The sequence below is a fragment of the Pseudonocardia sp. N23 genome (genome assembly GCF_002583555.1).
Lineage (GTDB): Bacteria > Actinomycetota > Actinomycetes > Mycobacteriales > Pseudonocardiaceae > Pseudonocardia.
Window position 1 is genome coordinate 441,609 of the sequence record NZ_BEGX01000052.1, and the last position, 24,855, is coordinate 466,463.

General features: G+C 71.3%; 33 protein-coding genes and 4 pseudogenes. 3 read left to right on the forward strand and 34 right to left on the reverse strand.

Translation table 11 applies throughout. From position 1 onward, the window contains the following. Nucleotides 1-132: 132 nt before the first annotated feature. Both eccD and mycP read left to right on the forward strand, forming a co-directional pair. Complete coding sequence (gene eccD / locus TOK_RS15615) at nt 133-1,608, forward strand: type VII secretion integral membrane protein EccD (protein ID WP_172457580.1); 1,476 nt, start codon at nt 133-135, stop codon at nt 1,606-1,608. After that, nucleotides 1,608-2,897, forward strand: a complete 1,290-nt coding sequence (mycP, locus tag TOK_RS15620; protein ID WP_098958556.1) for a type VII secretion-associated serine protease mycosin — start codon at nt 1,608-1,610, stop codon at nt 2,895-2,897. Before eccD ends, mycP begins: the two co-directional genes overlap by 1 nt. 205 nt (nt 2,898-3,102) lie before the next feature. On the opposite strand, the gene eccB is transcribed toward mycP, so the two are convergent. From eccB to infA, 10 genes and pseudogenes are all read right to left on the reverse strand, one after another. Next, the gene (gene eccB, locus TOK_RS15625; protein ID WP_098958557.1) at nt 3,103-4,509 is read right to left on the reverse strand and encodes a type VII secretion protein EccB; all 1,407 of its coding nucleotides are present in this window, start codon (nt 4,507-4,509) and stop codon (nt 3,103-3,105) included. 54 nt (nt 4,510-4,563) lie between these two features. After that, a pseudogene (locus TOK_RS15630) lies at nt 4,564-4,977 on the reverse strand (DNA-binding response regulator); the annotation flags it as partial. A gap of 454 nt (nt 4,978-5,431) precedes the next feature. Next, the gene (truA, locus tag TOK_RS15635) at nt 5,432-6,217 is read right to left on the reverse strand and encodes a tRNA pseudouridine(38-40) synthase TruA (protein ID WP_253258417.1); all 786 of its coding nucleotides are present in this window, start codon (nt 6,215-6,217) and stop codon (nt 5,432-5,434) included. A gap of 278 nt (nt 6,218-6,495) precedes the next feature. Continuing rightward, nucleotides 6,496-7,020: pseudogene (gene rplQ / locus TOK_RS34115) on the reverse strand (50S ribosomal protein L17); the annotation flags it as partial. Nucleotides 7,021-7,022: 2 nt separating this feature from the next. Continuing rightward, on the reverse strand, nt 7,023-8,066 hold the full coding sequence (locus TOK_RS15645; RefSeq protein ID WP_098958560.1) for a DNA-directed RNA polymerase subunit alpha: 1,044 nt from the start codon (nt 8,064-8,066) through the stop codon (nt 7,023-7,025). A 101-nt stretch (nt 8,067-8,167) separates the two neighbouring features. Further along, the gene (gene rpsD / locus TOK_RS15650; protein ID WP_098958561.1) at nt 8,168-8,773 is read right to left on the reverse strand and encodes a 30S ribosomal protein S4; all 606 of its coding nucleotides are present in this window, start codon (nt 8,771-8,773) and stop codon (nt 8,168-8,170) included. Between the two features lie 20 nt (nt 8,774-8,793). After that, nucleotides 8,794-9,201, reverse strand: coding sequence for a 30S ribosomal protein S11 (gene rpsK / locus TOK_RS15655; protein WP_098958562.1), 408 nt, complete (start codon nt 9,199-9,201; stop codon nt 8,794-8,796). Next, nucleotides 9,201-9,581, reverse strand: a complete 381-nt coding sequence (gene rpsM / locus TOK_RS15660) for a 30S ribosomal protein S13 (protein ID WP_098958563.1) — start codon at nt 9,579-9,581, stop codon at nt 9,201-9,203. The genes rpsK and rpsM overlap by 1 nt, the downstream gene beginning before the upstream one ends. Nucleotides 9,582-9,755: 174 nt before the next feature. Beyond that, entirely contained in the window at nt 9,756-9,869 is a 114-nt protein-coding gene (gene rpmJ, locus TOK_RS15665; RefSeq protein WP_010148647.1) for a 50S ribosomal protein L36, read from the reverse strand. Nucleotides 9,870-9,903: 34 nt separating this feature from the next. Next, nucleotides 9,904-10,125, reverse strand: coding sequence for a translation initiation factor IF-1 (infA, locus tag TOK_RS15670; protein ID WP_004558881.1), 222 nt, complete (start codon nt 10,123-10,125; stop codon nt 9,904-9,906). Between the two features lie 315 nt (nt 10,126-10,440). Here infA and TOK_RS15675 point away from each other — a divergent pair. Continuing rightward, nucleotides 10,441-11,724, forward strand: a pseudogene (locus tag TOK_RS15675) (MFS transporter); the annotation flags it as partial. 96 nt (nt 11,725-11,820) lie between these two features. On the opposite strand, the gene map reads toward TOK_RS15675, so the two are convergent. From map to rpsJ, 24 genes and pseudogenes are all read right to left on the reverse strand, one after another. Then, the gene (map, locus tag TOK_RS15680) at nt 11,821-12,648 is read right to left on the reverse strand and encodes a type I methionyl aminopeptidase (RefSeq protein WP_098958564.1); all 828 of its coding nucleotides are present in this window, start codon (nt 12,646-12,648) and stop codon (nt 11,821-11,823) included. 36 nt (nt 12,649-12,684) lie between these two features. Beyond that, entirely contained in the window at nt 12,685-13,233 is a 549-nt protein-coding gene (locus TOK_RS15685) for an adenylate kinase (protein WP_098958565.1), read from the reverse strand. A 129-nt stretch (nt 13,234-13,362) separates the two neighbouring features. Beyond that, on the reverse strand, nt 13,363-14,673 hold the full coding sequence (gene secY, locus TOK_RS15690) for a preprotein translocase subunit SecY (RefSeq protein WP_098958566.1): 1,311 nt from the start codon (nt 14,671-14,673) through the stop codon (nt 13,363-13,365). A 233-nt stretch (nt 14,674-14,906) separates the two neighbouring features. Continuing rightward, nucleotides 14,907-15,356 carry a 50S ribosomal protein L15 gene (gene rplO / locus TOK_RS15695; protein WP_098958567.1) on the reverse strand — a complete coding sequence of 150 codons (450 nt, stop codon included), beginning with the start codon at nt 15,354-15,356 and terminating at the stop codon, nt 14,907-14,909. Next, on the reverse strand, nt 15,356-15,547 hold the full coding sequence (gene rpmD, locus TOK_RS15700) for a 50S ribosomal protein L30 (RefSeq protein ID WP_098958732.1): 192 nt from the start codon (nt 15,545-15,547) through the stop codon (nt 15,356-15,358). Before rpmD ends, rplO begins: the two co-directional genes overlap by 1 nt. Before the next feature lie 5 nt (nt 15,548-15,552). Continuing rightward, nucleotides 15,553-16,188, reverse strand: coding sequence for a 30S ribosomal protein S5 (gene rpsE / locus TOK_RS15705; RefSeq protein WP_098958568.1), 636 nt, complete (start codon nt 16,186-16,188; stop codon nt 15,553-15,555). A 31-nt stretch (nt 16,189-16,219) separates the two neighbouring features. Continuing rightward, nucleotides 16,220-16,630, reverse strand: coding sequence for a 50S ribosomal protein L18 (gene rplR, locus TOK_RS15710; protein ID WP_098958569.1), 411 nt, complete (start codon nt 16,628-16,630; stop codon nt 16,220-16,222). Then, entirely contained in the window at nt 16,630-17,169 is a 540-nt protein-coding gene (rplF, locus tag TOK_RS15715) for a 50S ribosomal protein L6 (protein ID WP_098958570.1), read from the reverse strand. Before rplF ends, rplR begins: the two co-directional genes overlap by 1 nt. 13 nt (nt 17,170-17,182) lie before the next feature. Next, nucleotides 17,183-17,581, reverse strand: coding sequence for a 30S ribosomal protein S8 (gene rpsH / locus TOK_RS15720; RefSeq protein ID WP_098958571.1), 399 nt, complete (start codon nt 17,579-17,581; stop codon nt 17,183-17,185). Nucleotides 17,582-17,680: 99 nt separating this feature from the next. Continuing rightward, the gene (locus tag TOK_RS15725; RefSeq protein ID WP_098958572.1) at nt 17,681-17,866 is read right to left on the reverse strand and encodes a type Z 30S ribosomal protein S14; all 186 of its coding nucleotides are present in this window, start codon (nt 17,864-17,866) and stop codon (nt 17,681-17,683) included. A 1-nt stretch (nt 17,867) separates the two neighbouring features. Beyond that, nucleotides 17,868-18,431, reverse strand: coding sequence for a 50S ribosomal protein L5 (rplE, locus tag TOK_RS15730; RefSeq protein WP_098958573.1), 564 nt, complete (start codon nt 18,429-18,431; stop codon nt 17,868-17,870). Between the two features lies 1 nt (nt 18,432). After that, on the reverse strand, nt 18,433-18,762 hold the full coding sequence (gene rplX / locus TOK_RS15735; protein ID WP_098958574.1) for a 50S ribosomal protein L24: 330 nt from the start codon (nt 18,760-18,762) through the stop codon (nt 18,433-18,435). A gap of 2 nt (nt 18,763-18,764) precedes the next feature. After that, entirely contained in the window at nt 18,765-19,133 is a 369-nt protein-coding gene (rplN, locus tag TOK_RS15740; protein ID WP_098958575.1) for a 50S ribosomal protein L14, read from the reverse strand. Continuing rightward, nucleotides 19,130-19,402, reverse strand: coding sequence for a 30S ribosomal protein S17 (gene rpsQ / locus TOK_RS15745; protein ID WP_098958576.1), 273 nt, complete (start codon nt 19,400-19,402; stop codon nt 19,130-19,132). The genes rplN and rpsQ overlap by 4 nt, the downstream gene beginning before the upstream one ends. Next, nucleotides 19,399-19,641: a 50S ribosomal protein L29 gene (gene rpmC / locus TOK_RS15750; RefSeq protein WP_098958577.1), complete on the reverse strand. Its 243-nt coding sequence runs from the start codon at nt 19,639-19,641 to the stop codon at nt 19,399-19,401. The genes rpsQ and rpmC overlap by 4 nt, the downstream gene beginning before the upstream one ends. Further along, on the reverse strand, nt 19,641-20,060 hold the full coding sequence (rplP, locus tag TOK_RS15755) for a 50S ribosomal protein L16 (RefSeq protein WP_098958578.1): 420 nt from the start codon (nt 20,058-20,060) through the stop codon (nt 19,641-19,643). The genes rpmC and rplP overlap by 1 nt, the downstream gene beginning before the upstream one ends. A 3-nt stretch (nt 20,061-20,063) precedes the next feature. After that, nucleotides 20,064-20,885, reverse strand: coding sequence for a 30S ribosomal protein S3 (gene rpsC / locus TOK_RS15760; protein WP_098958579.1), 822 nt, complete (start codon nt 20,883-20,885; stop codon nt 20,064-20,066). After that, nucleotides 20,885-21,316 carry a 50S ribosomal protein L22 gene (gene rplV / locus TOK_RS15765; RefSeq protein ID WP_098958580.1) on the reverse strand — a complete coding sequence of 144 codons (432 nt, stop codon included), beginning with the start codon at nt 21,314-21,316 and terminating at the stop codon, nt 20,885-20,887. Before rplV ends, rpsC begins: the two co-directional genes overlap by 1 nt. 35 nt (nt 21,317-21,351) lie before the next feature. After that, the gene (gene rpsS / locus TOK_RS15770; RefSeq protein ID WP_020622935.1) at nt 21,352-21,633 is read right to left on the reverse strand and encodes a 30S ribosomal protein S19; all 282 of its coding nucleotides are present in this window, start codon (nt 21,631-21,633) and stop codon (nt 21,352-21,354) included. A gap of 16 nt (nt 21,634-21,649) precedes the next feature. After that, nucleotides 21,650-22,483 (reverse strand): 50S ribosomal protein L2, encoded by an 834-nt coding sequence (gene rplB, locus TOK_RS15775; protein WP_098958581.1) that lies wholly within the window; start codon nt 22,481-22,483, stop codon nt 21,650-21,652. A gap of 16 nt (nt 22,484-22,499) precedes the next feature. Then, a complete protein-coding gene (gene rplW, locus TOK_RS15780; RefSeq protein ID WP_098958582.1) occupies nt 22,500-22,799 on the reverse strand; it encodes a 50S ribosomal protein L23 in 300 nt (99 codons plus the stop codon). A gap of 254 nt (nt 22,800-23,053) precedes the next feature. After that, nucleotides 23,054-23,710, reverse strand: a pseudogene (rplD, locus tag TOK_RS15785) (50S ribosomal protein L4); the annotation flags it as partial. Then, nucleotides 23,707-24,360: a 50S ribosomal protein L3 gene (gene rplC / locus TOK_RS15790; RefSeq protein ID WP_098958584.1), complete on the reverse strand. Its 654-nt coding sequence runs from the start codon at nt 24,358-24,360 to the stop codon at nt 23,707-23,709. The gene rplC and the pseudogene rplD, both read right to left, overlap by 4 nt. Nucleotides 24,361-24,373: 13 nt before the next feature. Next, the gene (gene rpsJ / locus TOK_RS15795) at nt 24,374-24,679 is read right to left on the reverse strand and encodes a 30S ribosomal protein S10 (protein WP_003938093.1); all 306 of its coding nucleotides are present in this window, start codon (nt 24,677-24,679) and stop codon (nt 24,374-24,376) included. Between the last annotated feature and the right edge of the window lie 176 nt (nt 24,680-24,855).

The window sequence follows — 24,855 nt, forward strand, 5'->3', positions numbered from 1 at the left end:
TCTCCGAAACGGCCCACGGCGGGCCGGATGCGCGGCGACAGTAGGCGCCCACCCGTCCTCGCCGCGGGCGTTCACGGGAATCCGTTGCACCCGCAGAACCCCGCGCGCCCCCGACCGAACCCGAGGTCCCCCGTGACGCCGTTCCCGGCTCCGCCCCTGCCCGACCCGGGCGCCACGGTGCCGCTGGGCGCCGACCCGTTCGCCGCGGCCCGGCGGGCGGCCGCCGCCCGCGCGGGACGCCCGGAGCCCGACCCGCCCGTCGTCACCGCCGCGGCGTGGTGCCGGGTGACGGTGTGCGCGCCGCACCGCACCGCCGACGTCGCGCTGCCCGCGGGGGTGGCGGTCGCGGAGCTGATCCCGATGCTCCTGGACCTGCTCGGCCGCCCACCCGCCGCGGCGGCGCCGGCGCGGTGGCGGCTCGTGACGTCGGCGGGGGTGGAGCTGCCGCCGGCGGCGTCCCTGGCCGCACTCGGGCTGCTCGACGGGGAGCTCCTGCAGTTCCGGCCCGACACGGCGGCACCCGCACCGCCCGTGCTCGACGATCCGGTCGACGTGCTCGCCCGCTCCGCCGCCGACACCGCACCGGGCCGCGGCGTCGCCGTGCGGACGGTTCTCGCGCTCCTGCTGGCCGCGGTTGCCGCGGCTCTCCTCGGTGGCGCGGCGACCGGCGGGGCGGGGTGGGCCGCCGCCGTCGTGGCGGGGCTGCTCGCGCTCGGCGGGGTCGTGGTCGCGGGCCGTCGCCCACTCGACGACGACGGGCTGCGCGAGGCCCGGACCGCCGCGCTGGCCGCCGTTCCGTTCGCCGCGGCGGCGGGCTGGGCCGTGCTGCCCGAGGCGGCGGCGGGTGTGCTGCTCGCGGCCGCCGCGGCGGGGATCGCGGCCACCGCGGGACAGCTCGTCGTCCGGGTGGTGACGCCTGCGCTGCTCGCGGCGGTGGCCGTCGCGGCGACGGGCCTGCTCGCCGCCGCCGGGGCGCTGCTCACCGACGCCGGTGCGGCGCCGGTCGCGGCCGTCGTCGCCGCCGTCGCGGTCGCGGTGGCCCCGCTGCTCCCCCGGTGTGCGCTACGGCTGGCGGGGGTGCCGCGTCCGATCGTGGCGTCCGACCTCGACGACCTGACCGGCGCCGACCCCGGTGGTGGCCTCTCCCCCGACGAGCTCGCCGACCGCGCCGACCTCGCCCGCGGCTACCTGACCGGGACGGCGAGCGGCGTCGCCCTGGTGGCGGCGGTTGCGGCGGGGCTCGCGGCGGGGGGCACGTCGGGCGGGTGGTCGGGTGCGGCGCTCGCGGGGGTCGTCGCCGTCGTCCTCGGCCTGCGGACCCGGGCGACGACGGATCCGGTCGTCACCCAGGTCCTGACGGGCGCCTCCGCCACTGCGGGCCTGGCCGGGCTGGCGCCCGTCGCGGTCGCGGGCACGGCCGGTGCCGTGATCGCCGTCGCCACCCTGGTCGCCGGGGTCGCCGTACTGGGTGCGGCTGGTCCGGTCACGCCGACCCTGTCGCCGGTCGCGCGGCGCGCCCTCGACATGGTCGAGGCCGCACTGGTCGCGGCGACCGCGCCGCTGGCCGTCGCCGCCGCGGGCCTGCTCGCCGTGGTGCACGTGCTGTGATGGCGGCCCTGGCCACGCTGGCCGCCGCGGCGGTGCTGGCGCTGGGCCCGCTTCCGGTCGTCGACGCCCCGCTGCCCGACGGCAGCGCTCCGCGTACCCCGGCGGCCGGCCTGCGGGCACCCGAGCGGTGCGAGGACAGCGGCGGCGGCCCTGTCCCCCGGGTGCCCGATCCGGCCGTCGTCACCATGGGACTCGATGCGGCGCACCGGATCGCGACGGGTCGCGGCGTGCGGATCGCGGTGATCGACACGGGCATCGCCCCGCACCCGCGGCTGTCCGGACGGGTCACCGGCGTCGGCGACTACGTGCGCGGCGGCTCCGGTCTGGAGGACTGCGACGGGCACGGGACCGCCGTCGCCGGGCTGCTCGCCGCCACCCCGGACGCCGGGGACGCGTTCCGGGGGGTCGCCCCCGACTCCTCCCTGCTCTCGATCCGGCAGTCCAGCCAGGAGTTCCGGGTTCCCGCGCCGGGCGGCGGCGACCGCGGGGTGGGGAACACCGGCACGCTCGCCGACGCGCTCGTCCTCGCCGTCCGCGCGGGCGCCGACGTCGTCAACGTGTCCGAGGCCGCGTGCGTCACCCCCACCGATGCCGAGGCCGCCGCCCCGCCCCTGCGTGCGGCGCTGCGGTTCGCGGCGGAACGCGACGTCGTCGTGGTCGCCGCCGCCGGCAACGTCGGCAACGGTGGCTGTGCCGAGGGGCAGGTCGCGCTGCCGGGCTGGCTCGGCGAGGACGTGCTGACCGTCGGCGCCCTCGACGAGCGCGGCGGGCCGGCGCCGTTCGGCGTCCGGGGCCCGTGGGTCGACGTCGCCGCCCCCGGCGCCGGCCTCACCTCGCTCGGCGTGCCGGTGGGGTTCAGCCGGGAACCTCTGCGCGGCACCAGTTTCGCGACGCCTTTCGTTGCCGGCACGGTCGCGTTGCTGATGCAGCGCAGGCCTACGGCGAGCGCGCGGGAGATCGTCGGGACGGTCGTCGCGACGGCCCGGCCCGTTGCCACCGCGCCAGGGGACGCGGTGGGCCGCGGTGTCGTCGACCCGGTCGCGGCGCTGACCCGCGGCGACGCCCCGGAGCCGCCTGCCGACACCGGAGCGGCGAACGCGCCCGCCGACGTGCCCGCGCCGCCACGGACGGAGACCGGAACCCCGACGAGCAGACCGACCGCGCTGCTCCCCGGCGCCCCCGACGACGCCGAGGCGCCGCTGTCGACCGGGACCGCCGTCGCGATCGTCGTCGCCTGCGCGGGTGCGCTGCCGCTCGCGATCCGCATGATGCGCAGGCCCCGCCCCTGACCGCGACGACAGCGGTCGGACGCGACAAGCCCGACCGGCTCCCGCACCGTCGCGGACGTCTCGTCCGGATGGTCGGGCCGACCGCCGTGGGACGCGCCGGGCGACGACTCGGGCGAGCCGCCGAGCGCGGCGGTGGGCCGGGTGTGCGTCCGCCGGATGTCGCTGCTCCGGCTCCCGGCCGGCGGTGACGACGACGGCGCGGCGCTCAGCCCACCCGGTCCAGGACGTCGACGACCCGCCTCGCCGCGTCGACGTCGAGTCCCGGGCCCGCGGGCAGTAACCGCAACGCCCAGCCCGGGGCATCCGCGGGGTCCCCGACACCCAGTGCGTCCGCCGTCGCCCGGTCCCGGATCACGTGCAGGACACCGGTCGTCGACACCAGCGCGACCGTCCCCTCGGCCTCGCCCCCGATCCGGACGGGGCCGCCGGCGCCCGCGCCGAGCACGACCGCGTCGGCCCGCGGCCCTGGCCCGTCCCGCTGGGCGAGCTCGACGGTGACGACGTCCCCCGGCACGGGTGCGGTCGCGCCGACCACGACCTCGGGATACCGGGTCTCGCCGGGTGCCGAGACCCGGCAGAGCACCGGTTCGGTCGCGGCGTCGGCCCAGCGCTGCGGCGGGCGCGGCCAGGCGCCGAACGACGGCGCCGACAGCCGCGGTAGCGCCGTCACGACCGACTCCGGCACCTCGACGATCCGCCGGCCCGACGCCGCCGCCAGCGCCAGCCCGGCCAGCGGCGGCACCTCGCGCAGCCCGGTCGGCAGCACGAGGAACCTGCTGTCCCCCAGCGAGACGACGTCACCCGACCGGGCGTCCACCCCGGGTGGGCCGTCGCCGCGGGGCAGCGCCGGAACGGTCAGATCGGGCCCGGTGGGCACCGACGCGAGCAGCGCCGCGCCCACAGGGCGGGCGGCTCGCCGGTCCGTTCCGAGTGCGTCGAGCACCGCGCGGTCACCCGCGTCGACGCGGTAGCGCGTGCCGTCGACGATCGCCCACAGCTCTCCCACGCTCTCGGCGAGCACCGCGACGCCCGCCCCCGCGACCGGGTTCGCCACCCCGGCGACGACGGTCGTCCCGACCAGGCGAGGTGTCGCGTCGCTGGTCACGGTGTCGCACACCGCCCAGCCTCCGGACGGCCCGGGCGCCTCCGGCTGCACCCCGGACGCGCCGGGGACCGCAGCCACGGCGGTGCGCGGGGCGGCGGCGAGCACCCGGTCGGCGACCGGCGTCGCCGTCGCACCCGACGCGCCCTCCACTCCGAGCGCGGCGAGCACCAGCCGCGCGGCCGCGAGGTTGGCCACCGGGACGAGGAGGTCGAGCCGCTGCGCGACCGCGTACATCGTGCCCGCCGACTTCGTGACGACGATCTTCTCCGACCGCCAGTTCGTCGCCGACGTGAACCTTCCGTGCGCTGCGACCCCGCCCAGCACCAGCAGGGCGAGCAGCACCCCGGCGAACGCCGCCCGTCGCTGCGACCGCAGCTGCTCGTGCAGCAGGACGGTGTCGCCGCGGGCGAGCGCGGCCTCCATGCGGCGCACCCCGAAGCGGTAGGCGTCGGCCTGGTCACGGGTGGCGGGCGTCCGCGCCGGGGCGGGAGCGGTCGGACGGACCATGGCGCGGACCGTAACCGCGCAGCCCCTGTGCCCGTGGCGGTTCGGGGAAACCCGTCAGCCGGCCCAGCCCGGCCGCACGCGCCCGCTCTCGTAGGCGAGCACCACCAGCTGCGCCCGGTCGCGGCAGCCGAGCTTGCCCATGGCCCTGCTGACGTGCGTCTTCGCCGTCGCCGGGCTGACGACGAGCCGCTCGGCGACGTCGTCGTTGGTCAGCCCACCGGCCACCAGCGCGACGACCTCCCGTTCGCGATCGGTGAGCACCGTGAGCGCGGCCGTGGCCGCCCCGCCGGCCGGCGACGACCGCACCGCGAACTCCGCGATCAGCCGGCGGGTGACCCCCGGCGACAACAGCGCGCCCCCGTCCGCGACGACCCGCACCGCGTGCACGAGCTCCGCCGGTCCGGTGTCCTTCACCAGGAACCCGGATGCACCCGACCGGATCGCCTCGAAGACGTACTCGACCTGGTCGAGCTCACCGCCGACCTGCCCGCCCCTCCCCCGCCACCTGCCCCGCCCCCGTCGAAGCAGGCCCGGACGAGGCTGGGAGTCCACGGGATCGTCGTCGCCGTCCTGGCGACGACGCTGGTCATCGGCTGGGCGACCTCGGCCGCCCTTTCTTCTGGCCGGCGTGGCCGATGTTCTGGCCGGCCCTGAGCCTGTTCCTGCACGCCGCCGCGAGGCCCGACCGACCCCCGCCCGCTGCCCCTGCCCCCTGACCTGGGCCGCTGCCCCGGCCCGCCGCACCCCAGCCCGCGCTCGAGCGGGCCACCCCCCGTCGAACGTGTCACCAGCGCGACCGGCGCGCTCTCACGACACACTCGACGGCAGTCACCGGACCGAGCGTGTCACCAGCCCGGCCTGCGGACTCTCAGCACACGCTCGCCGCGGCGGAGCCCGGACGGGGCCGCTTCGCGCGCCCCGGTCAGCGGGTGCGGACGTTGCGGGTGACGGCGGCGCGGGCGCCGAGCTCGTCGTCGGCGGGGTAGTCGACGCCCACGAGGGTCAGCCCGTGCGCGGCGGCGACCGCGACGTCGGAGGCCCGCTCGGTGCGGTCGAGCAGGCTCGCGGGCCATCCAGGGGCGCGCCGGCCGCGGCCGACGTCGAGCATCGCCCCGATGAGGCTGCGCACCATGGAATGGCAGAACGCGTCGGCCGACAGCCGCGCGGACAGCACGCCGTCGGCGTCGGCGGACCAGTCGAAGCGCTGCAGCGTGCGGATCGTGGTCGCGCCCTCACGGCGCCGGCAGAAGGCGGCGAAGTCGTGCTCGCCCAGCAGCGCGGCGGAGGCGCGGGCGACGGCCTCGACGTCGACGGGGTGCGGCCAGGCGAGGGTGTCCCTGGCGCGCAACGGATCGGCCCCCCAGGGCGCGGTGGTCACGCGGTAGACGTAGTGGCGGCGCAGCGCGGAGAAGCGGGCGTCGAACTCCGCGGGTACGACGGCGACGGCCGGTACCCGCACGTCGGGCGGCAGCAGCCGGGCGAGCCTGCGGACGAGCCGGTCGGGGTCGGTCCCGGCGGCGACGTCGGCAGGGAGGTCGACGTGCGCAACCTGCGCAGCCGCGTGCACGCCGGCGTCGGTGCGCCCGGCGACCGTCAGCGCCACCGGCGTGCGGAGCAGCCGGGCGAGCGCCTCGGTGAGGACGCCGTACACGGTGCGCAGGCCGGGCTGGGGGGCCCAGCCGGAGAAGCCGGTGCCGTCGTAGGCGATGTCGAGCCGGTATCGCCGGGCCGCAACACCGACGAGCCCGCCGTCCGGGTGGACGGCGGGCTCGTCGTGGTGCGGGGTGGTGCTCAGGCGTCGCCCTTGGCGTCGTCGTCCGACGACTCCTCGGACTCGTCCTCACGCTGCGACTTCGGCAGCAGGAAGCCGGCGGCCTCCGCAGCCTCCGCGTCGCGGAACCAGACCTCGGCCACGGTGCGGTCGTAGAACGACGTACCGGGGAGGTGGTAGAGCATCGAGTCGGCGTTGCCCTTGACCGGGAAGCCCTCGGGGGCCTCCTGGGGGTCGTCCAGCGGGGCGTGGCTGCCCTCGCCGTGCGGGGCAGCGGCCTCGTCGGCCGGAGCCTCGACGACCTCGGCGGCCTGCACCTTGTCCTCGGCCGCCTGCTGCGACGCGGCGACCCGGCGGGCGCGCTCGGCCTCGTCGGTGACCGTCTTCTGCGACACCAGCTCGATGACCGCCATCGGGGCGTTGTCGCCCTTGCGCGGCATCGTCTTCGTGATGCGGGTGTAGCCGCCGTTGCGGTCGGCGAAGAACGGGCCGATGTCGGTGACCAGGCGGTGGATGATGTCCTTGTCCCGGATCACCTTGGCGATCTGCCGAATGTTGTGCAGGTCGCCCTTCTTGGCCTTGGTGATCAGGCGCTCGGCGTAGGGACGCAGCCGCCGGGCCTTGGCCTCGGTGGTCGTGATCTTGCCGTGCTCGAACAGAGACGTCGCCAGGTTGGCCAGGATCAGCCGCTGGTGCGCGGGCGAACCGCCGAGGCGGGGACCCTTGGTGGGCTGAGGCATGACTACAACTGCTCCGTTTCTGCGTAGTCCTGACCGTCGTCCCCGAAGTTGTCGGGGTCGAACCCGTCGGAGCCGTACTCGACGGCGGCGGCCGACGGGTCGAATCCGGGCGGGCTGTCCTTCAGCGCGAGGCCGAGGCCGACGAGCTTCATCTTGACCTCGTCGATCGACTTCGCACCGAAGTTGCGGATGTCGAGCAGGTCGGCCTCGGACCGGCCCACCAGCTCACCCACGGTGTGGATGCCCTCGCGCTTGAGGCAGTTGTAGGAGCGGACCGTGAGGTCGAGCTCCTCGATCGGCATCGCGAAGGCCGCGATGGTGTCGGCCTCCTGCGGCGACGGCCCGATCTCGATGCCCTCGGCGTCGACGTTCAGCTCGCGGGCGAGACCGAACAGCTCGACCAGGGTCTTGCCGGCGGAGGCCAGCGCGTCGCGCGGCGTGATCGACGGCTTGGTCTCGACGTCGAGCACGAGCTTGTCGAAGTCCGTGCGCTGCTCGACACGGGTGGCCTCGACCTTGTACGTCACCTTGAGGACCGGCGAGTAGATCGAGTCGACCGGGATGCGGCCGATCTCGGCGCCGGTGGCCTTGTTCTGCATGGCCGGGACGTAGCCACGACCCCGCTCGACGACGAGCTCCACCTCGAGGCGGCCCTTGTCGTTGAGGGTGGCGATGTGCAGGTCCGGGTTGTGCACGGTGACGCCGGCCGGGGGCACGATGTCACCCGCGGTGACGGGACCGGGGCCCTGCTTGCGCAGGTACATCGTCACCGGCTCGTCCTCCTCGGAGCTCACGACGAGCTCCTTGAGGTTGAGGATGATGTCGGTGACGTCTTCCTTGACCCCCGGCACGGTGGTGAACTCGTGCAGCACGCCGTCGATGCGGATGCTGGTCACCGCTGCCCCCGGGATCGAGGACAGCAGGGTGCGGCGGAGCGAGTTGCCGAGCGTGTAGCCGAAACCGGGCTCGAGCGGCTCGATGACGAACCGGGAGCGGGTCTCGGTGACCGAGTCCTCGGTCAGAGTGGGGCGCTGAGAGATCAGCACAGAGTTATCTCCATTCGTATGCCGCGGCAACCACTATTTGATGCCGCAGTGAGCCCCCCGCCCCACAACGGGACGGGGGGACGAACAGAGACCGGCGAGCGCTACTTGGAGTAGAGCTCGACGATCAGCTGCTCGGTGACCTGCGTGTCGATCTGCGCGCGCTCGGGCAGCTGGTGCACGAGGATGCGCAGGTTCGAGGGAACGACCTGGAGCCAGGCCGGGACCGGACGATCGCCGACGAGCTCCTTGGCGATGACGAACGGGTCCATCGGCATCGACTTCGGCTTCACGTCGATGATGTCGTACTGGCTGACGCGGAAGCTGGGGATGTTCACCTTCTGGCCGTTGACCAGGAAGTGACCGTGGTTCACCAGCTGACGGGCCATCCGCCGGGTGCGCGCGAGGCCCGCCCGGTAGACGACGTTGTCGAGCCGCGACTCGAGGATCTGCAGCAGGTTGTCACCCGTCTTGCCGGGGCGACGGTTGGCCTCTTCGTAGTAGCGGCGGAACTGCTTCTCCAGCACGCCGTACCCGAAACGGGCCTTCTGCTTCTCCTGCATCTGCAGGAGGTACTCGGTCTCCTTGATCCGGATCCGGCCGTGCTGGCCGGGCGGGTAAGGGCGACGCTCGAACGCCTGGTCGCCGCCGACGAGGTCGACCTTGAGCCGGCGGGACTTGCGGGTCATGGGTCCGGTGTAACGAGCCATGTCTTGTTACTCCCTCTCCCTTAGACCCGGCGCCGCTTGGGCGGGCGGCATCCGTTGTGCGGCTGGGGGGTCACGTCGCTGATGGTGCCGACCTCGAGGCCTGCGGCCTGCAGGGAACGGATCGCGGTCTCACGACCGGAGCCGGGGCCCTTGACGAACACGTCGACCTTCTTCATGCCGTGCTCGGCGGCCTTGCGGGCGGCGCTCTCGGCGGCCATCTGCGCCGCGAACGGCGTCGACTTGCGCGAGCCCTTGAAACCGACGTGGCCGGCGGAGGCCCACGCGATCACAGCACCGGTCGGGTCCGTGATGGACACGATGGTGTTGTTGAAGGTGCTCTTGATGTGCGCGTGGCCGTGCGCGACGTTCTTCTTCTCCTTGCGGCGGACCTTCTTGGGTCCGGCCGCGCCACGGGTACGGGGCGGCATTACTTCTTACCTGCCTTCTTCTTGCCGGCGACCGTCTTCTTCGGTCCCTTACGGCCGCGGGCATTGGTCTTGGTGCGCTGGCCACGCACCGGCAGGCCCCGGCGGTGCCGGATCCCCTGGTAGCAGCCGATCTCGATCTTGCGACGGATGTCGGCCTGCACCTCGCGGCGAAGGTCCCCCTCGACGCGGAAGTTGGCCTCGATGTACTCGCGAAGGGCGGTCAGGTCCTCGTCGGAGAGGTCCTTGGTCCGCAGGTCCTTGCTGATACCCGTGGAGGCGAGAATCTCGAGCGAGCGCGTACGCCCGATCCCGAAGATGTAGGTGAGCGCGATCTCCATCCGCTTGTCGCGGGGGAGGTCCACGCCTGCGAGTCGTGCCATACGGCGGTGTTCTCCTCTGTTCTTGTCCCCAGGTCTGCCCGATGTCCGTCCCGGTCCGACTCGTGGTCCGGGCCCCGGCCTGGGGGCCGGGGGTGGGCCGCGCCCGAGTGGCGCGGCAGGTGCATCGGGTCCTCTGATGCGGTCAGGACGACCGCGACGTGCCGGTTGCTGCGATCAGCCCTGGCGCTGCTTGTGGCGCAGGTTCTCGCAGATCACCATGACCCGGCCGTGACGGCGGATCACCTTGCACTTGTCGCAGATCTTCTTGACGCTCGGCTGGACCTTCACGTCTTCTGCCTTCTTGTTCCGATGGAGCGGGCGATCACTTGTAGCGGTAGACGATTCGGCCGCGGGACAGGTCGTAGGGTGAGAGCTCCACGACCACCCGGTCCTCGGGGAGGATCCGGATGTAGTGCTGCCGCATCTTCCCGCTGATGTGAGCCAGGACCTTGTGCCCGTTCTCCAGCTCCACGCGGAACATCGCGTTCGGCAGGGGTTCGACGACCCGGCCCTCGACCTCGATCGCCCCGTCTTTCTTGGCCATGTCCTCCGCGTTCCGTGACGGTTGTGCGCAATTCGTGCATCTGACGGGTGGTGCTGGGGACGACCGCGACCGCCGACGGAATTGCCGGCTGGGTCATGGCGTCCGGTGGGCACGAGGGGCACCGGAGGCGACATGCGGGAGGCACGACGGAACCGGCGCATCCAGCGCGCCGAACTCTCAGTGTACGGGTCTTGCGAAGTGCCGTTGCAGTCGGGTACACGCGCGCGGCATGCGCCACGACGCGCCGCGCCGACACCACGACGGATCGGACAATCCGCTTGACCTCGACCCGGGTCGAGATGGTCGCATCATGACGTGGAGAACCGCCCCGACCCCGCATCCCACGATACGCGCCTCCCCCGGGCGCTGCGGCCGTTCCGCCGGCGCGAGTACCGGATGCTCGCCACGTCGATGCTCTTCTCCCTGTTCGCGACGGGCGTGTGGCTGGTCGCGATCGTCTGGCAGGTCATCGAGCTCGGCGGCGGGCCGTCGCAGCTGTCGCTGGTCGCGGCGGCCGGGAGCGCGGGCCTGCTGCTCAGCGTGCTCGCCGGTGGGGTGGCCGCCGACCGGCTCCCACGGCGGCGCGTCCTCGTGACCGTCGAGACCGTCCGCATCCTGTCGGCGGCGACCGCGGCGACGCTCGCCCTCACCGGCAGCCTCGCGCTGTGGCACCTCGCGGCCGTCGCGTTCCTGCTCGGGACGGCGGACGCGTTCTACTACCCGGCGGCGTCGGCAATCCTGCCGTCGCTGCTGCCGGCCGACGAGCTGTTGGCCGCCAACGGGGTCGAGGGCACGCTGCGACCCGTCGCGATGCAGGCCGCGGGGCCCGCCGTGGCCGGGCTCGTCGTCGGCGCGCTGGTCCCGGCAGCAGGCTTGGTCGCCGCGACAGCCGGCTTCTGCGTGGCCCTGCCGCCGCTGCTGGCCATGCGCCGCACCCCGGTCACCGACCGCACGCCCGCCACCGCGGAGGACGTGCCCCGCGCCTCGGTCCTCGCCGACGTCCGCGAGGGCTTCGCCTACCTGCTGCGCACCGGCTGGCTCTTCACGACGCTGGCGTTCTCGTCGCTGTACGTGCTCGTCGTCATCGGGCCGATCGAGGTGCTGCTGCCGTTCGCGGTCCGCGACCAGACCGGCGGCGGCCCGAGCAGCTACGCCATGGTGCTGGGCGCCTTCGGCATCGGCAGCGCCGTCGGGTCGATCGCGACGTCGTCGATCCGGCTGCCGCGGCGCTACCTGACGGTGATGATCCTGGCGTGGGGCGTCGGCGGGGTGCCGCTGGCGTTCATCGGCCTGACCGACGCGCTCTGGGTGATGACGGCCATCGCGTTCGTCGTGGGCGTCCTGAGCGCCGGTGCCATGGTGATCTGGGGCACGCTGCTGCAGCGAAGGGTGCCGTCGCACCTGCTGGGCCGGGTGTCGAGTCTCGACTTCTTCGTCTCGCTCGCGTTGATGCCGGTGTCGATGGCGCTGGCCGGGCCGATCGGCGAGTGGCTGGGCATCCCGCTGACGTTCCTGCTGGCCGGGACCGTGCCGGTACTGCTGGCGGTGGCGGCGCTCGTCGGCTTCAGGCTCGACCGCGACGAGACCGCGCACCCGCTCGACACCGCTCCGCCTGCGGAGCCGGACCCGCCGACGCGCGACGGTGCCGACCCAGCGGCCGAGGCGCCGGTCCCCCGGTCGTGACCCGGACCGCTGTCAGGGTGCCGCGGTCAGGACCCGCGGCCCGTCGTCGGTGATTGCGACCGTGTGCTCCCAGTGCACCGCACGCCTGCCGTCAGCCGTGACCACGGTCCAGCCGTCCTCCAGCTCACGCGTCTCGGGCTCGCCCGCGGTGATCATCGGCTCGATCGCGAGCACGACCCCTGGCCGCAGGCGCAGCCCGTGGCCCGGGTCGCCGTAGTTGGGCAGGAACGGGTCCATGTGCATCGACGTGCCGATGCCGTGGCCGCCGTACTCCGCGACGATCCCGTAGTCGGCCCGGTCGCGGTTCGCCGCCTTCTCGACGGCGTCCTGCACCGCGTGCGAGATGTCGGTGAGCCGGCCCCCGGGCAGGGCCGCCGCGATGCCGGCGTACAGCGACTCCTCGCAGGCGACCGACAGCAGATGGTCGGCCTCGGAGACGGTCCCGATCTCCAGCGTCACGGCCGAGTCGCCGTGCCAGCCCTCGACGACGGCACCGCAGTCGACCGAGATGATGTCGCCCTCGGCGAGGACCTGCGCCGCCGACGGGATGCCGTGCACGATCTGGTCGTTCACCGACGCGCAGATCGACGCCGGGTACCCGTGGTAGCCGAGGAAGGACGGCACACCGTTGCCGTCGCGGATGGTCTCCTCGGCGAGGGCGTCGAGCTCGGCGGTACTGACGCCGGGAGCGGCGAGCGCCCGGACGGCGGCGAGGGTGCGGGCGACGAGCAGGCCCGCGACCCGCATCGCCTCGATCTCGCCTGCCGACTTCAGCTCGATGTCACGTCCACGGAAGCGGGCCAACGCGCCCCGCACCCCGCCTCGTCCGCCGCCGTTCATCGACGCTCCTCATGGCTCGTGGCGCCGCCGCAGTGGTCAGCGCTCGGGAAGGGCCGAGAACACCCGGTCGGTGATCTCGGCGACCTCGCCGACGGCGTCGACGGTGACGAGCCGGTCGCGGTAGTAGTCGAGCAACGGCGCGGTCTCCTGGCGGTAGACCTGCTGCCGGTTGCGGATGACGTCCTCGGTGTCGTCGGACCGGCCGCGCGCGAGCAGCCGCTCGACGACGACGTCCTCCGACACCTGCAGCTCCACGACGGCATCGAGCTCGTCGCCGGTCGCGGACAGGATCTCGGCCAGCGAGTCGGCCTGCGACGTGGTGCGCGGGAAGCCGTCGAGCAGGAAGCCCTTCGCGGCGTCGGCGTCGGCCAGCCGGGCCTTCACCATCCCGACGGTCACCGAGTCGGGAACGAGGTTCCCGGCGTCCATGTACCCCTTGGCCTCGAGGCCCAGCGGGGTCTCCTCGGCGAGGTTGGCCCGGAACAGGTCACCCGTGGAGATGTGGGGGATGCCGAGCTGCTCGGCGATCCGCACAGCCTGAGTTCCCTTGCCCGCCCCCGGCGGACCGACCAGAACGAGTCGCACGCGAAACCAACCTCCCTGAGAACACGATCGCGGTGGTGCCGAGCGTCGCCGGCGGGGTGCGGCGAGCGGCGGGACTGGGCAGCGTGCGGCTGCGGGTGACGCGCCGCGCTGCCTGCCGTCCATCGCACCTTAACGCAGGAAACCCTCGTAGTTCCGCTGCATGAGCTGGCTCTCGATCTGCTTCACGGTGTCGAGGCCCACTCCGACCATGATCAGCACTGCCGTGCCACCGAAGGGGAAGTTCTGGTTCTGCCCGCTCCCGGTGACGCCGAGGAAGAAGTTCGGCAGCACCGCGATGACGCCCAGGTAGAGCGATCCCGGCAGCGTGATGCGGGAGAGCACGAAGTTCAGGTACTCCGCCGTCGGCCTGCCCGGCCGGATGCCCGGGATGAAGCCGCCGAACTTCTTCATCTCGTCGGCCCGCTCCTCGGGGCTGAACGTGATGCCGACGTAGAAGTACGTGAAGAAGATGATCAGGGCGACGTAGAGCAGGATGTGCAACCAGTTCGACTGGTCGACGAGATAGGTCGCGACGAAGCGCTGGAACCAGCTGTCGCCGCTGCCCGCGAGCTGCGCGATGAGGCTGGGCAGGTAGAGCAGCGAGCTGCCGAAGATGACCGGGATGACGCCGGCCTGGTTCACCTTGAGCGGCAGGTACGTCGACGTGCCGCCGTACATGCGCCGGCCCACCATGCGCTTCGCGTACTGGACCGGGATGCGGCGCTGGCCCTGCTCGACGAACACGACGCTCGCGATGATGGCGAGGCCGAAGACGCAGACGCCGGCGAAGACCAGGCCGCCGGAGCTGTCGAGGATGTTCTTGCCCTCGGCCGGGATGCGGTGCGCGATCGAGGCGAAGATCAGCAGCGACATGCCGTTGCCGATTCCGCGCTCGGTGACCTGCTCGCCGAGCCACATGACGATGGCGCAACCGGCCGTCATCACGATGACCATGACGGCGAGGGTGAAGATGCTCTGGTCCGGGATGACCGGGACGTTGCAGCCCTGGAACAGCACACCGCGCACCGCGAGCGCCACGATGCCCGTGGCCTGCAGGATCGCGAGTGCGATCGTGAGGTAGCGGGTGTACTGGGTCAGCTTGGCCTGACCGGACTGCCCTTCCTTCTTCAGCTGCTCGAACCGCGGGATGACGACGGTGAGCAGCTGGACGATGATGCTGGCCGTGATGTACGGCATGATCCCGAGGGCGAGGATCGACAGCTGCAGGAGCGCGCCACCCGAGAACAGGTTGATGAGCGAGTAGACGCCGGAGTTGGCGCCGCCCTCGACCGCGGCGATGCACTGCTGGACGTTCGGGAAGGACACCCCGGGCGACGGGATGTTCGCTCCGAGGCGGTAGACCGCGACGACACCCAGCGTGAAGAGGATCTTCTTCCGTAGGTCTGGCGTCGTCAGTGCTGACCGGAACGCGCTGAGCACTCGGGCCCCTCCTACTACGTCGGCGGCGGACCGCCGGTTGCCGGCACGACCGGCTGCTGGTGGGGCCTGCGGCGTCTGCCCCTTGCGGGGACCTCGACGGCCGGCTGCGACCCGGCGACCGCGCGCCACGAGTGCATGCGGCGGTCGCGAGCGACTCTAACAGCGGCGACGCCGCCCGCTCCCGCACCCCGTACTGGACGGGGTCGACTCGGGAACGAGCGGCGTCGGCCGGCTCACAGCTCGGTGGCGGAACCGCCGGCTGCGACGATCTTCTCCTTGGCACTGCCGGAGAACTTGTGCGCCGACACGGTCAGCGCGACACCGTCGAGCTCGCCGGTGCCAAGCACCTTGACCAGCTCGTTGCGGCGGACCGCACCCGCGGCGACCAGCTCGGCGGGGCCGATCTCGCCACCCTGCGGGAAGAGCGCCGCCAGGTCGCCGACGTTCACGACCTGGTACTCGACGCGGAAGCGGTTCTTGAAGCCCTTGAGCTTGGGCAGCCGCATGTGCAGCGGCATCTGCCCACCCTCGAAGGCGGCGGGAACCGTCTTGCGCGCCTTGGTGCCCTTGGTACCGCGGCCGGCGGTCTTGCCCTTGCTGCCCTCACCGCGACCGACACGGGTCTTCGCGGTCTTGGCACCGGGGGCCGGACGCAGGTCGTGGATCTTGATGGACTCGGTCATCAGGAACCGACCTCCTCCACCGTCACGAGGTGACGAACGGTGTTGATCATGCCGCGGATCTGGGGGTTGTCGTCCCACTCCGCGGTCTGACGGATCTTGCGCAGTCCGAGTGACTTGAGCGTCGCCCGCTGGTTCTGCTTACGCCCGATGGCGCTGCGAACCTGGGTGACCTTCAGCTTCTTGTCGGCCACGTCGCTCACGCCCTCGCAGCCGCAGCGGCTTCGGCACGCCGACGGAGCATGGACTCCGGCGCGACGTCCTCCAGCGGCAGGCCGCGGCGGGCCGCGACCTCCTCCGGACGCTGGATCATCTTGAGCGCCGCGATCGTCGCGTGCACGACATTGATCGCGTTGTCGCTGCCGAGCGACTTCGACAGGATGTCGTGGATGCCGGCGCACTCCAGGACCGCGCGGACCGGGCCACCGGCGATGACACCGGTACCGGGGCTCGCGGGGCGCAGCATGACCACGCCCGCGGCCGCCTCGCCCTGGACCCGGTGGACGATCGTGCCGCCGATGCGGGGGACGCGGAAGAAGTTCTTCTTCGCCTCCTCGACACCCTTGGCGATCGCCGCCGGGACCTCCTTCGCCTTGCCGTAGCCGACGCCCACCATGCCGTCGCCGTCGCCGACGATCATCAGCGCGGTGAAGCTGAAGCGCCGACCACCCTTGACGACCTTGGCGACGCGGTTGATGGTGACCAGCCGCTCGATGTACGGGGTCTTGTCCTGGGCCGCCCCGCCACGGCCTCCGTCGCGGCGGTCCCGACGGTCGCGGTTGTCGCCGCTGCCGCCACCGGGGCCTCCGCCGTCACGCCGCGTACGTCCCGGCATCAGACGTTCCCTTCAGTGTGCTTCATGGTCATCAGAACTTCAGCCCGCTCTCGCGTGCCGCATCTGCCAGCGCCGCGATCCGGCCGTGGTAGCCGTTGCCGCCGTGGTCGAACACCACCGCGTCGATGCCGGCTGCCTTGGCGCGGGCGGCGATGAGCTCGCCGACCTTGGCCGCCTTGGCCTTCTTGTCGCCCTCGAGCGACGCCACGTCGGCGTCGAGCGTGGAGGCCGACGCCAGCGTGTGGCCGGCCAGATCGTCGATCAGCTGCACGAACATGTGCCGCGAGCTGCGCTTGACCGCAAGCCTGGGGCGGACCGTCGTGCCGTTGATCTTCTTGCGCAGCCGGGCGTGGCGACGCGTACGCGCCGTCCGCCGGGCGCCGGAGATGTTCGACGCGGCCCGCTTCTTGGCGTTGGCCGAGATCGTCTCTGTCTGAGCCATCACTTACCCGTCTTCCCGACCTTGCGGCGGACGACCTCGCCCGCATACCGCACGCCCTTGCCCTTGTAGGGCTCCGGCTTGCGGATCTTGCGGATGTTGGCGGCGGTCTCGCCCACCAGCTGCTTGTCGATGCCCGACACCGAGAACTTGGTGGGGGACTCGACGGCGAACGTGATGCCCGCGGGCGGTGTGATGACGACCGGGTGGCTGAAACCGAGCGCGAACTCGAGGTTCGCCCCCTTCAGCGCGACGCGGTAACCGACACCGACGATCTCGAGCTTCTTCTCGTAGCCGGCGGTGACGCCGATGACGAGGTTGTTGACCAGCGTCCGCGTCAGGCCGTGGAAGGCCTTCGACTTGCGCTCGTCGTCCGGACGCTTCACGACAACCGCGCCGTCGTCACCACGCTCGATGGTGATGGGCTCGATGACGGTGTGCGACAGGGTGCCCTTCGGGCCCTTCACGGTGACCGTGCGGCCCTCGATGGCCACGTCGACGCCCGACGGAACGGTGATCGGAAGTTTTCCGATGCGCGACATCGTTACTCCCCTCTCACCAGACGTAGGCGAGGACTTCCCCGCCCACGCTGTCCCTGTTCGCCTGCCGATCGGTCAGCAGGCCCTTCGACGTCGAGATGATCGCGACGCCGAGCCCACCCAGAACGCGGGGCAGGTTGTTCGACTTCGCGTAGACCCGCAGGCCGGGCTTGGAGACCCGGCGCAGGCCCGCGATGCTGCGCTCGCGGTTGCGGCCGTACTTGAGCTCGATCACCAGGGACTTGCCGACCTCGGCGTCCTCGGTGGTGTGCGACGCGATGTAGCCCTCCTTCTGAAGGATCTCCGCAATGGCGACCTTCAGCTTGGAGTGCGGCATCACGACGCGGTCGTGGTATGCCGAGTTCGCGTTTCGCAGACGGGTCAACATGTCTGCGATCGGATCGGTCATCGTCATGGTGACGTCACTACTTTCCCGCCCTGGTTCCCCCTGGCCCAGAGAAAACTGGACGCTGTCGGGGGCCTGTGGCGATCAGGAACTACCAGCAGCCGGCGATTACCAGCTGGACTTGCTCACACCGGGCAGCTCGCCCGCGTGCGCCATCTGGCGCACGCAGATACGGCACAGCCCGAACTTGCGCAGAACGGCGCGCGGACGCCCGCACTTCTGGCAGCGGGTGTAACCGCGGACCTTGAACTTCGGGGTCTTCTCGGCCTTGATCCGAAGCGCCTTCTTCGCCATCTCAGGCCTCCTTGAAGGGGAAGCCGAGCTTGCGCAGGAGCTCCCGGCCTTCCTCGTCGGTGGTCGCCGTCGTCACGACCGTGATGTCCATGCCGCGCGGCCGGTCGATCGAGTCGGGGTCGATCTCGTGGAACATCGACTGCTCGTTGAGACCGAAGGTGTAGTTGCCCCGGCCGTCGAACTGCTCGGCCGACAGCCCGCGGAAGTCACGGATGCGGGGCAGCGCGATCGACAGCAGCCGGTCGAGGAACTCCCACATCCGGTCGCCCCGCAGGGTGACCTTCGCGCCGATCGGCATGCCCTCGCGGAGCTTGAACTGCGCGATGGACTTGGTGGCGCGGCGGACCTGCGGACGCTGACCGGTGATCGTGGCCAGGTCGCGCACGGCGCCGTCGATCAGCTTCGCGTCACGGGCGGCGTCGCCGACACCCATGTTGACGACGACCTTCACGACGCCCGGGATCTGCATGACGTTCTCGTAGGAGAAGTGCTCGCGCAGCTCTCCCCTGATCTCGTCGCGGTAGCGCTGCTTGAGACGCGGCGCCACCTTCTCGGCGGTGGTCATGTCAGATCTCCTTCCCGTTGCGGCGGGAGATCCGGACACGCTTGGCCTTGCCGCCGTCCTCGGCCTCGACGACCGACTTGCCGACACGGGTCGGCTTGCCGTCGGAGTCGATGACCATCACGTTCGAGACGTGGATGGCAGCTTCCTGCGTCACGATGCCGCCGGACTGCGCTCCACGCTGGTTCTGGCTCACGCGGGTGTGCTTCTTGATCCGGTTCACGCCCTCGACGAGGACCCGGCTGCGCTCGGGGTAGGCCTGGATGACCTTGCCCTTGGCGCCCTTGTCCTTGCCGGCGATCACCAGAACGGTGTCACCCTTCTTGACCTTCATCCCTACAACACCTCCGGAGCGAGGGAGATGATCTTCATGAACCTCTTGTCGCGAAGCTCGCGACCGACCGGACCGAAGATGCGGGTCCCTCGCGGCTCGCCGTCCGGCTTGATCAGCACGGCGGCGTTCTCGTCGAACCGGATGTACGAGCCATCCGGGCGGCGCCGCTCCTTGACGGTGCGGACGATGACGGCCTTGACGACGTCACCGCGCTTCACACCGGCACCGGGAATGGCGTCCTTCACGGTGGCGACGATGATGTCGCCGATGCCCGCGTAGCGTCGGCCCGAGCCACCCAGCACCCGGATGCAGAGGATTTCCTTCGCACCGGTGTTGTCGGCGACGCGCAGCCGCGACTCCTGCTGGATCACTTGGCCTTCTCCAGGATCTCGACCAGGCGCCAGCGCTTCGTCGCCGACAGCGGTCGGGTCTCCATCAGGCGGACCCGGTCGCCCACGCCGGCCGTGTTGGCCTCGTCGTGCGCCTTGACCTTGCTCGTCCGCCGGATGACCTTGCCGTACAGCGGGTGCTTCACGCGGTCCTCGAGCGTGACGACGATCGTCTTGTCCATCTTGTCGGACACGACGAGGCCTTCACGGACCTTCCGCTCCCCGCGCTCATTCGCGTTCTGGTCGCTCATGCCGCGCCCTCGTTGTCGGTCGGGGCGACGGACAGGCCCAGCTCACGCTCGCGCATCACCGTGTAGATGCGCGCGATGTCGTGGCGGACTGTCCGCAGCCGCCGGTTGTTGTCCAGCTGCCCGGTCGCCATCTGGAATCGGAGGTTGAACAGCTCCTCCTTGGACTCCTTGACGCGCAGCACGAGCTCCTCATCGGTCAGCTCGCGCAGCTCGGCAGCGGTCGTACCCGCGGAGGCCATCAGATGTCACCACCCTCGCGGGTCACGATCCGGCACTTCATCGGCAGCTTGTGGATGGCGCGACGGAGCGCCTCCCGAGCGGTCTGCTCGTTCGGGAAGCTCATCTCGAAGAGCACCCGGCCGGGCTTCACGTTGGTCACCCACTTCTCGGGGGAACCCTTACCGGAGCCCATGCGGGTCTCGGCGGGCTTCTTGGTCAGCGGCCGGTCCGGGAAGACGTTGATCCAGACCTTGCCACCACGCTTGATGTGCCGGTTGATCGCGATACGCGCCGACTCGATCTGGCGGTTGGTGACGTAGGCGGGCTCGAGAGCCTGGATACCGAAGTCACCGAAGGTGACACGGGTCCCGCCCGTCGAGGCGCCGGTGCGGTGCGGCCGGTGCTGCTTGCGGTGCTTCACCTTGCGTGGGATCAGCATGACTCAGGACTCCCCACCGGTGCTCGGAGCCTCGGTGGTGGCCACAGAACCCCCGCCGGCCTGCTCGGCAGCGGCGCGACCGGCGTCCGTGCTCGTCGCCGTGGTGCCGGAAGCACCGGAACGGCGGCGGGCGGGACGCTCGCGACGCGGACCACCGCGGCCCGGGTCGGCAGCGGCGGGCGCGCCTTCACGGCGGCCACCGACGACGTCACCCTTGTAGATCCAGACCTTCACGCCGATGCGGCCGAAGGTCGTGCGGGCCTCGAAGAGGCCGTAGTCGATGTCGGCACGCAGCGTGTGCAGCGGGACGCGACCCTCGCGGTAGAACTCCGAGCGCGACATCTCGGCACCGCCGAGGCGGCCCGAGCACTGCACGCGGATGCCCTTGACCTGCGGGCTGCGCATGGCCGACTGGATGGCCTTGCGCATCGCGCGACGGAACGCGACGCGGTTCGACAGCTGCTCGGCGACACCCTGCGCGACGAGCTGCGCGTCGGACTCCGAGTTCTTGACCTCGAGGATGTTGAGCTGGACCTGCTTCTTGGTCAGCTTCTCGAGGGCGCCACGGATACGGTCGGCCTCCGCGCCGCGGCGGCCGATGACGATGCCCGGCCGTGCGGTGTGGATGTCGACACGCACACGGTCACGAGTGCGCTCGATCTCGACCTTGGAGATGCCGGCCCGTTCCATGCCCTTGGAGAGCAGGCGACGGATCTCGACGTCCTCCTTCACGTACTCCGCGTACTGCTTGTCCGCGTACCAGCGGGACTTCCAGTCGGTGGTGATACCGAGTCGGAACCCGTGCGGGTTGATCTTCTGCCCCATCAGCGGGCCCTCCCCTTGGCACCACGTCCGCCGCGTCCGCCGGCCTTGACGACCGCCCGCGACTCGACCTCGATGGTGATGTGGCTCGTGCGCTTGCGGATCCGGTACGCACGACCCTGCGCGCGCGGCCGGATGCGCTTGAGCGTCGGGCCCTCGTCGACGTAGGCGACGGCCACCACGAGGGTGTCCGGGTCCATGTCGAAGTTGTTCTCGGCGTTGGCCGCGGCACTCGCGATGACCTTGGCGAGCGGCTCCGCAGCGGCCTGCGGCGAGAACCGCAGGATGCTCAGAGCCTCGGCGACCGGACGCCCCTTGATCAGCTCGACCACACGCCGCACCTTGGTCGGCGACATGCGGACGAACCTCGCCCTGGCGAACGCGCGAGCAGGCTCGAGCGCGGCGCCGGCGGTGTCCTGGCTGGTGTCAGCCATGTCTTTCCACCTCTCCTTGTCGCTACTCGGGCCGCTCAGCGCCTACGCGCTTTGCGGTCGTCCTTGATGTGGCCACGGAAGGTCCGCGTGGGCGCGAACTCCCCCAGCTTGTGGCCGACCATCGAGTCCGACACGAACACCGGCACGTGCTTGCGGCCGTCGTGCACCGCAATCGTGTGGCCGATCATGTCGGGGATGATCGTGGACCGTCGGGACCAGGTCCGGATGACGGTCTTCTTGCCCGACTCGTTGAGCGCGTCCACCTTCTTGAGCAGGTGGTCGTCCACGAACGGGCCCTTCTTCAGGCTACGCGGCATGTCTTAACCTCCCTGCTCAGCGCTTCTTGCCGGTACGACGCCGGCGGACGATCAACTTGTCGGACGGCTTGGTGCGGCGGGTACGCCCCTCGGGCTTACCGTTGGGGTTGACCGGGTGGCGACCACCGGAGGTCTTGCCCTCACCACCACCGTGCGGGTGGTCGACCGGGTTCATGGCGACACCACGGACGGTCGGGCGCTTGCCCTTCCATCGCATGCGGCCTGCCTTGCCCCAGTTGATGTTCGAGTGCTCGCTGTTGCCGACCTCGCCGATCGTCGCGCGGCAGCGCACGTCGACGTTGCGGATCTCGCCGGACGGCATGCGCAGCTGCGCGTAGGGCCCGTCCTTGGCGACCAGCTGGACACTCGACCCGGCGGACCGCGCGATCTTGGCGCCGCCACCGGGGCGGAGCTCGATCGCGTGGATCACGGTGCCGGTCGGGATGTTGCGAAGGGGCAGGTTGTTGCCGACCTTGATGTCGGACTTCGGGCCTGCCTCGACGACGTCGCCCTGCTTGAGCTTCGCCGGCGCGATGATGTAGCGCTTCTCGCCGTCGGCGTAGTGCAGCAGTGCAATGCGTGACGTGCGGTTGGGGTCGTACTCGATGTGAGCGACCTTCGCCGGAACGCCGTCCTTGTCGTTGCGCCGGAAGTCGATCAGCCGGTACGCACGCTTGTGGCCGCCACCCTGGTGACGAGTGGTGACCTTGCCGTGCGCGTTACGGCCGCCCTTGCTGTGCAGGGGACGGATCAGCGACTTCTCCGGCGTCGAGCGGGTGATCTCGGCGAAGTCCGAGACGCTCGAGCCACGACGACCGGGGGTCGTCGGCTTGTACTTACGGATGCCCATGGGTCAGCTCACTCCCTCAGCTCGCCCGGCCGCCGAACACGTCGATCGTCTTGCTGTCCTCGGACAGCGTGACGATCGCGCGCTTGGTGTCCTTGCGCTTGCCGTAGCCGGCCTTGGAGCGCTTGCGCTTGCCGGGGCGGTTCAGCGTGTTGACGCTGAGAACCTTGACCCCGAACACCTTCTCCACGGCGATCTTGATCTCGGTCTTGTTCGCGTCCGGGCGGACGACGAAGGTGTACTGGCGCTCTTCGAGCAGCCCGTAGCTCTTCTCCGACACCACCGGCGCGAGCAGGATGTCGCGCGGATCCGCGATCACTTGCTCTCCTCCTCAGCAGCCTTGCGCTGCGACGGCGGCAGAGCGAAGCCCGCGGCCTCGGCATCCGCCTCGGTGGCGAACCACACCTCGGCGACCGTGCGGTCGTAGAAGGCGGAGCCCGGCACGTGGTACAGCTTCGAGTCCTCGTTGCCCTTGATCGGGAAGCCCTCGGGGGCCTCCGACACGTCGTCGAGCGGCGCGTGGCTGCCCGAACCGTGCGGGGCGGAGTCGGCCTTCAGCAGGCCGATCTTCGCGGCACGGCGCTTCGACGGCGCGGCCGCGACCGGGCCGGCGAGGAACGAGTCGAGCGACTCGGACGTGAATATCACGTCGTCGTTGACCAGCACGTCGTACGTGTTGAGCTGGTCGGGCGCGATGAGGTGCACCTGCGGCAGGTTGCGCAGGCTCAGCAGGTTCACCGAGTCGTCGCGACCGACGACCACGAGCACGCCGCGGGACTCGGTCCCGATGACGGCCTCGAGCGCCAGGCGCGCGGCCTTGGTCGAGGGGGCGTCCCCACCGACGAGGCCGGACACGACGTGCACGCGACCGCCACGGGCCCGGTCGGAGAGGGCGCCACGCAGGGCGGCGGCCTTCATCTTCTTCGGGGTCCGCTGCGAGTAGTCGCGCGGCTGCGGGCCGTGGACGACACCACCACCGGTGAACTGCGGCGCGCGGACCGAGCCCTGACGGGCGCGACCGGTGCCCTTCTGGCGGTAGGGCTTGCGCCCGCCGCCACGGACCTCGCCACGGGTCTTCGTGGAGTGCGTGCCCTGGCGGGCCGCGGCCTGCTGGGCCACGACGACCTGGTGCATCAGCGGGATGTTCGCCGTGACGTCGAAGACGTGGGCGGGAAGCTCGACGCTTCCGTCCTTCTTGCCCTCGGCGTTCTTCACATCGACCGAGCTCACTTGGCACCACCCTTCGCGGCCGTCTTGACGACGACGAGGCCACCGCGCGGACCGGGCACAGCGCCCTTGATCAGCAGCAGGCCGCGCTCGGCGTCGACACGGTGGATGGTCAGGCTCTGGGTGGTGACGCGCACCGAACCCATCCGCCCGGCCATCCGCATGCCCTTGAAGACACGACCCGGGGTGGCGCAGCCGCCGATGGAACCCGGCGAGCGGTGCTTGCGCTGGGTGCCGTGGCTGGCGCCGAGGCCCTTGAAGTTGTAGCGCTTCATGACACCGGCGTAGCCCTTGCCCTTGCTGGTGCCGACGACGTCGACCAGGGCGCCGGCCTCGAAGGCATCGGCGGTGATCTCCTGGCCGAGCGAGTACTCGCCGGCGTCGGTCGTGCGCAGCTCGACGGTGTAGCGCCGCGGCGTCACGCCGGCCTTGGTGAAGTGGCCCGTCTCGGGCTTGTTCACCCGGCGCGGGTCGACCGCGCCGTAGGCCAGCTGGACCGCGACGTAGCCGTCGCTCTCCTGGGTTCGGATCTGGGTCACGACGTTGGGTCCTGCCTGGACCACGGTGACCGGAACGACCCGGTTGTTCTCGTCGAATACCTGGGTCATCCCGAGCTTCTTGCCCAGGATCCCGGTGATCTGCCTGTCAGTCATCGCCTGGTCAGCCCTACTGAATGTTCACGTCGACGCTGGCCGGCAGGTCGATGCGCATGAGCGCGTCGACCGTCTTCGGCGTCGGGTCGAGGATGTCGATCAGCCGCTTGTGGGTGCGCATCTCGAAGTGCTCGCGCGAGTCCTTGTACTTGTGCGGCGAGCGGATGACGCAGTACACGTTCTTCTCGGTCGGCAGCGGCACCGGCCCGACGACCCTGGCACCCGTACGCGTTACGGTCTCGACGATCTTTCGCGCCGACGCGTCGATTGCCTCGTGGTCGTAGGCCTTGAGCCTGATGCGGATCTTCTGTCCCGCCATGTCCTCGGTCGTCCTCTTCTTCCTGCCGCTGCTTCACGGTCCACCGGGTAGCGCCCGCGAGGAGCCCCGCACCCGCATTCGTGCCTCTGTACAGATGTCTGCGACATCCGTCGTGGGCTCGCGCTCTGTTCAGGTCTCACTCCCTGGGCTCCGGTCCACGAGGTCGGGCGTGTCGC

Coding starts and splice junctions, on each gene's coding strand:
- rpsQ (WP_098958576.1), bottom strand. CDS start 19,402: ATGAGCGACCAGAACGCGAATGAGCGCGGGGAGCGGAAGGTCCGTGAA.
- rplF (WP_098958570.1), bottom strand. CDS start 17,169: ATGTCGCGCATCGGAAAACTTCCGATCACCGTTCCGTCGGGCGTCGAC.
- rpsH (WP_098958571.1), bottom strand. CDS start 17,581: ATGACGATGACCGATCCGATCGCAGACATGTTGACCCGTCTGCGAAAC.
- infA (WP_004558881.1), bottom strand. CDS start 10,125: ATGGCCAAGAAAGACGGGGCGATCGAGGTCGAGGGCCGGGTCGTCGAA.
- rpsM (WP_098958563.1), bottom strand. CDS start 9,581: ATGGCACGACTCGCAGGCGTGGACCTCCCCCGCGACAAGCGGATGGAG.
- rpsK (WP_098958562.1), bottom strand. CDS start 9,201: ATGCCGCCCCGTACCCGTGGCGCGGCCGGACCCAAGAAGGTCCGCCGC.
- rplR (WP_098958569.1), bottom strand. CDS start 16,630: ATGGCTCAGACAGAGACGATCTCGGCCAACGCCAAGAAGCGGGCCGCG.
- rpmC (WP_098958577.1), bottom strand. CDS start 19,641: ATGGCCTCCGCGGGTACGACCGCTGCCGAGCTGCGCGAGCTGACCGAT.
- rpsC (WP_098958579.1), bottom strand. CDS start 20,885: ATGGGGCAGAAGATCAACCCGCACGGGTTCCGACTCGGTATCACCACC.
- map (WP_098958564.1), bottom strand. CDS start 12,648: ATGAACGGCGGCGGACGAGGCGGGGTGCGGGGCGCGTTGGCCCGCTTC.
- rpsD (WP_098958561.1), bottom strand. CDS start 8,773: ATGGCTCGTTACACCGGACCCATGACCCGCAAGTCCCGCCGGCTCAAG.
- mycP (WP_098958556.1), top strand. CDS start 1,608: ATGGCGGCCCTGGCCACGCTGGCCGCCGCGGCGGTGCTGGCGCTGGGC.
- rpsJ (WP_003938093.1), bottom strand. CDS start 24,679: ATGGCGGGACAGAAGATCCGCATCAGGCTCAAGGCCTACGACCACGAG.
- rplC (WP_098958584.1), bottom strand. CDS start 24,360: ATGACTGACAGGCAGATCACCGGGATCCTGGGCAAGAAGCTCGGGATG.
- rplE (WP_098958573.1), bottom strand. CDS start 18,431: ATGACCACCGCCGAGAAGGTGGCGCCGCGTCTCAAGCAGCGCTACCGC.
- rplO (WP_098958567.1), bottom strand. CDS start 15,356: ATGACCGAGTCCATCAAGATCCACGACCTGCGTCCGGCCCCCGGTGCC.
- rpsE (WP_098958568.1), bottom strand. CDS start 16,188: ATGCCGGGACGTACGCGGCGTGACGGCGGAGGCCCCGGTGGCGGCAGC.
- rplX (WP_098958574.1), bottom strand. CDS start 18,762: ATGAAGGTCAAGAAGGGTGACACCGTTCTGGTGATCGCCGGCAAGGAC.
- rplV (WP_098958580.1), bottom strand. CDS start 21,316: ATGGCTGACACCAGCCAGGACACCGCCGGCGCCGCGCTCGAGCCTGCT.
- eccB (WP_098958557.1), bottom strand. CDS start 4,509: ATGGTCCGTCCGACCGCTCCCGCCCCGGCGCGGACGCCCGCCACCCGT.
- rplP (WP_098958578.1), bottom strand. CDS start 20,060: ATGCTGATCCCACGCAAGGTGAAGCACCGCAAGCAGCACCGGCCGCAC.
- rplB (WP_098958581.1), bottom strand. CDS start 22,483: ATGGGCATCCGTAAGTACAAGCCGACGACCCCCGGTCGTCGTGGCTCG.
- TOK_RS15725 (WP_098958572.1), bottom strand. CDS start 17,866: ATGGCGAAGAAGGCGCTTCGGATCAAGGCCGAGAAGACCCCGAAGTTC.
- rpsS (WP_020622935.1), bottom strand. CDS start 21,633: ATGCCGCGTAGCCTGAAGAAGGGCCCGTTCGTGGACGACCACCTGCTC.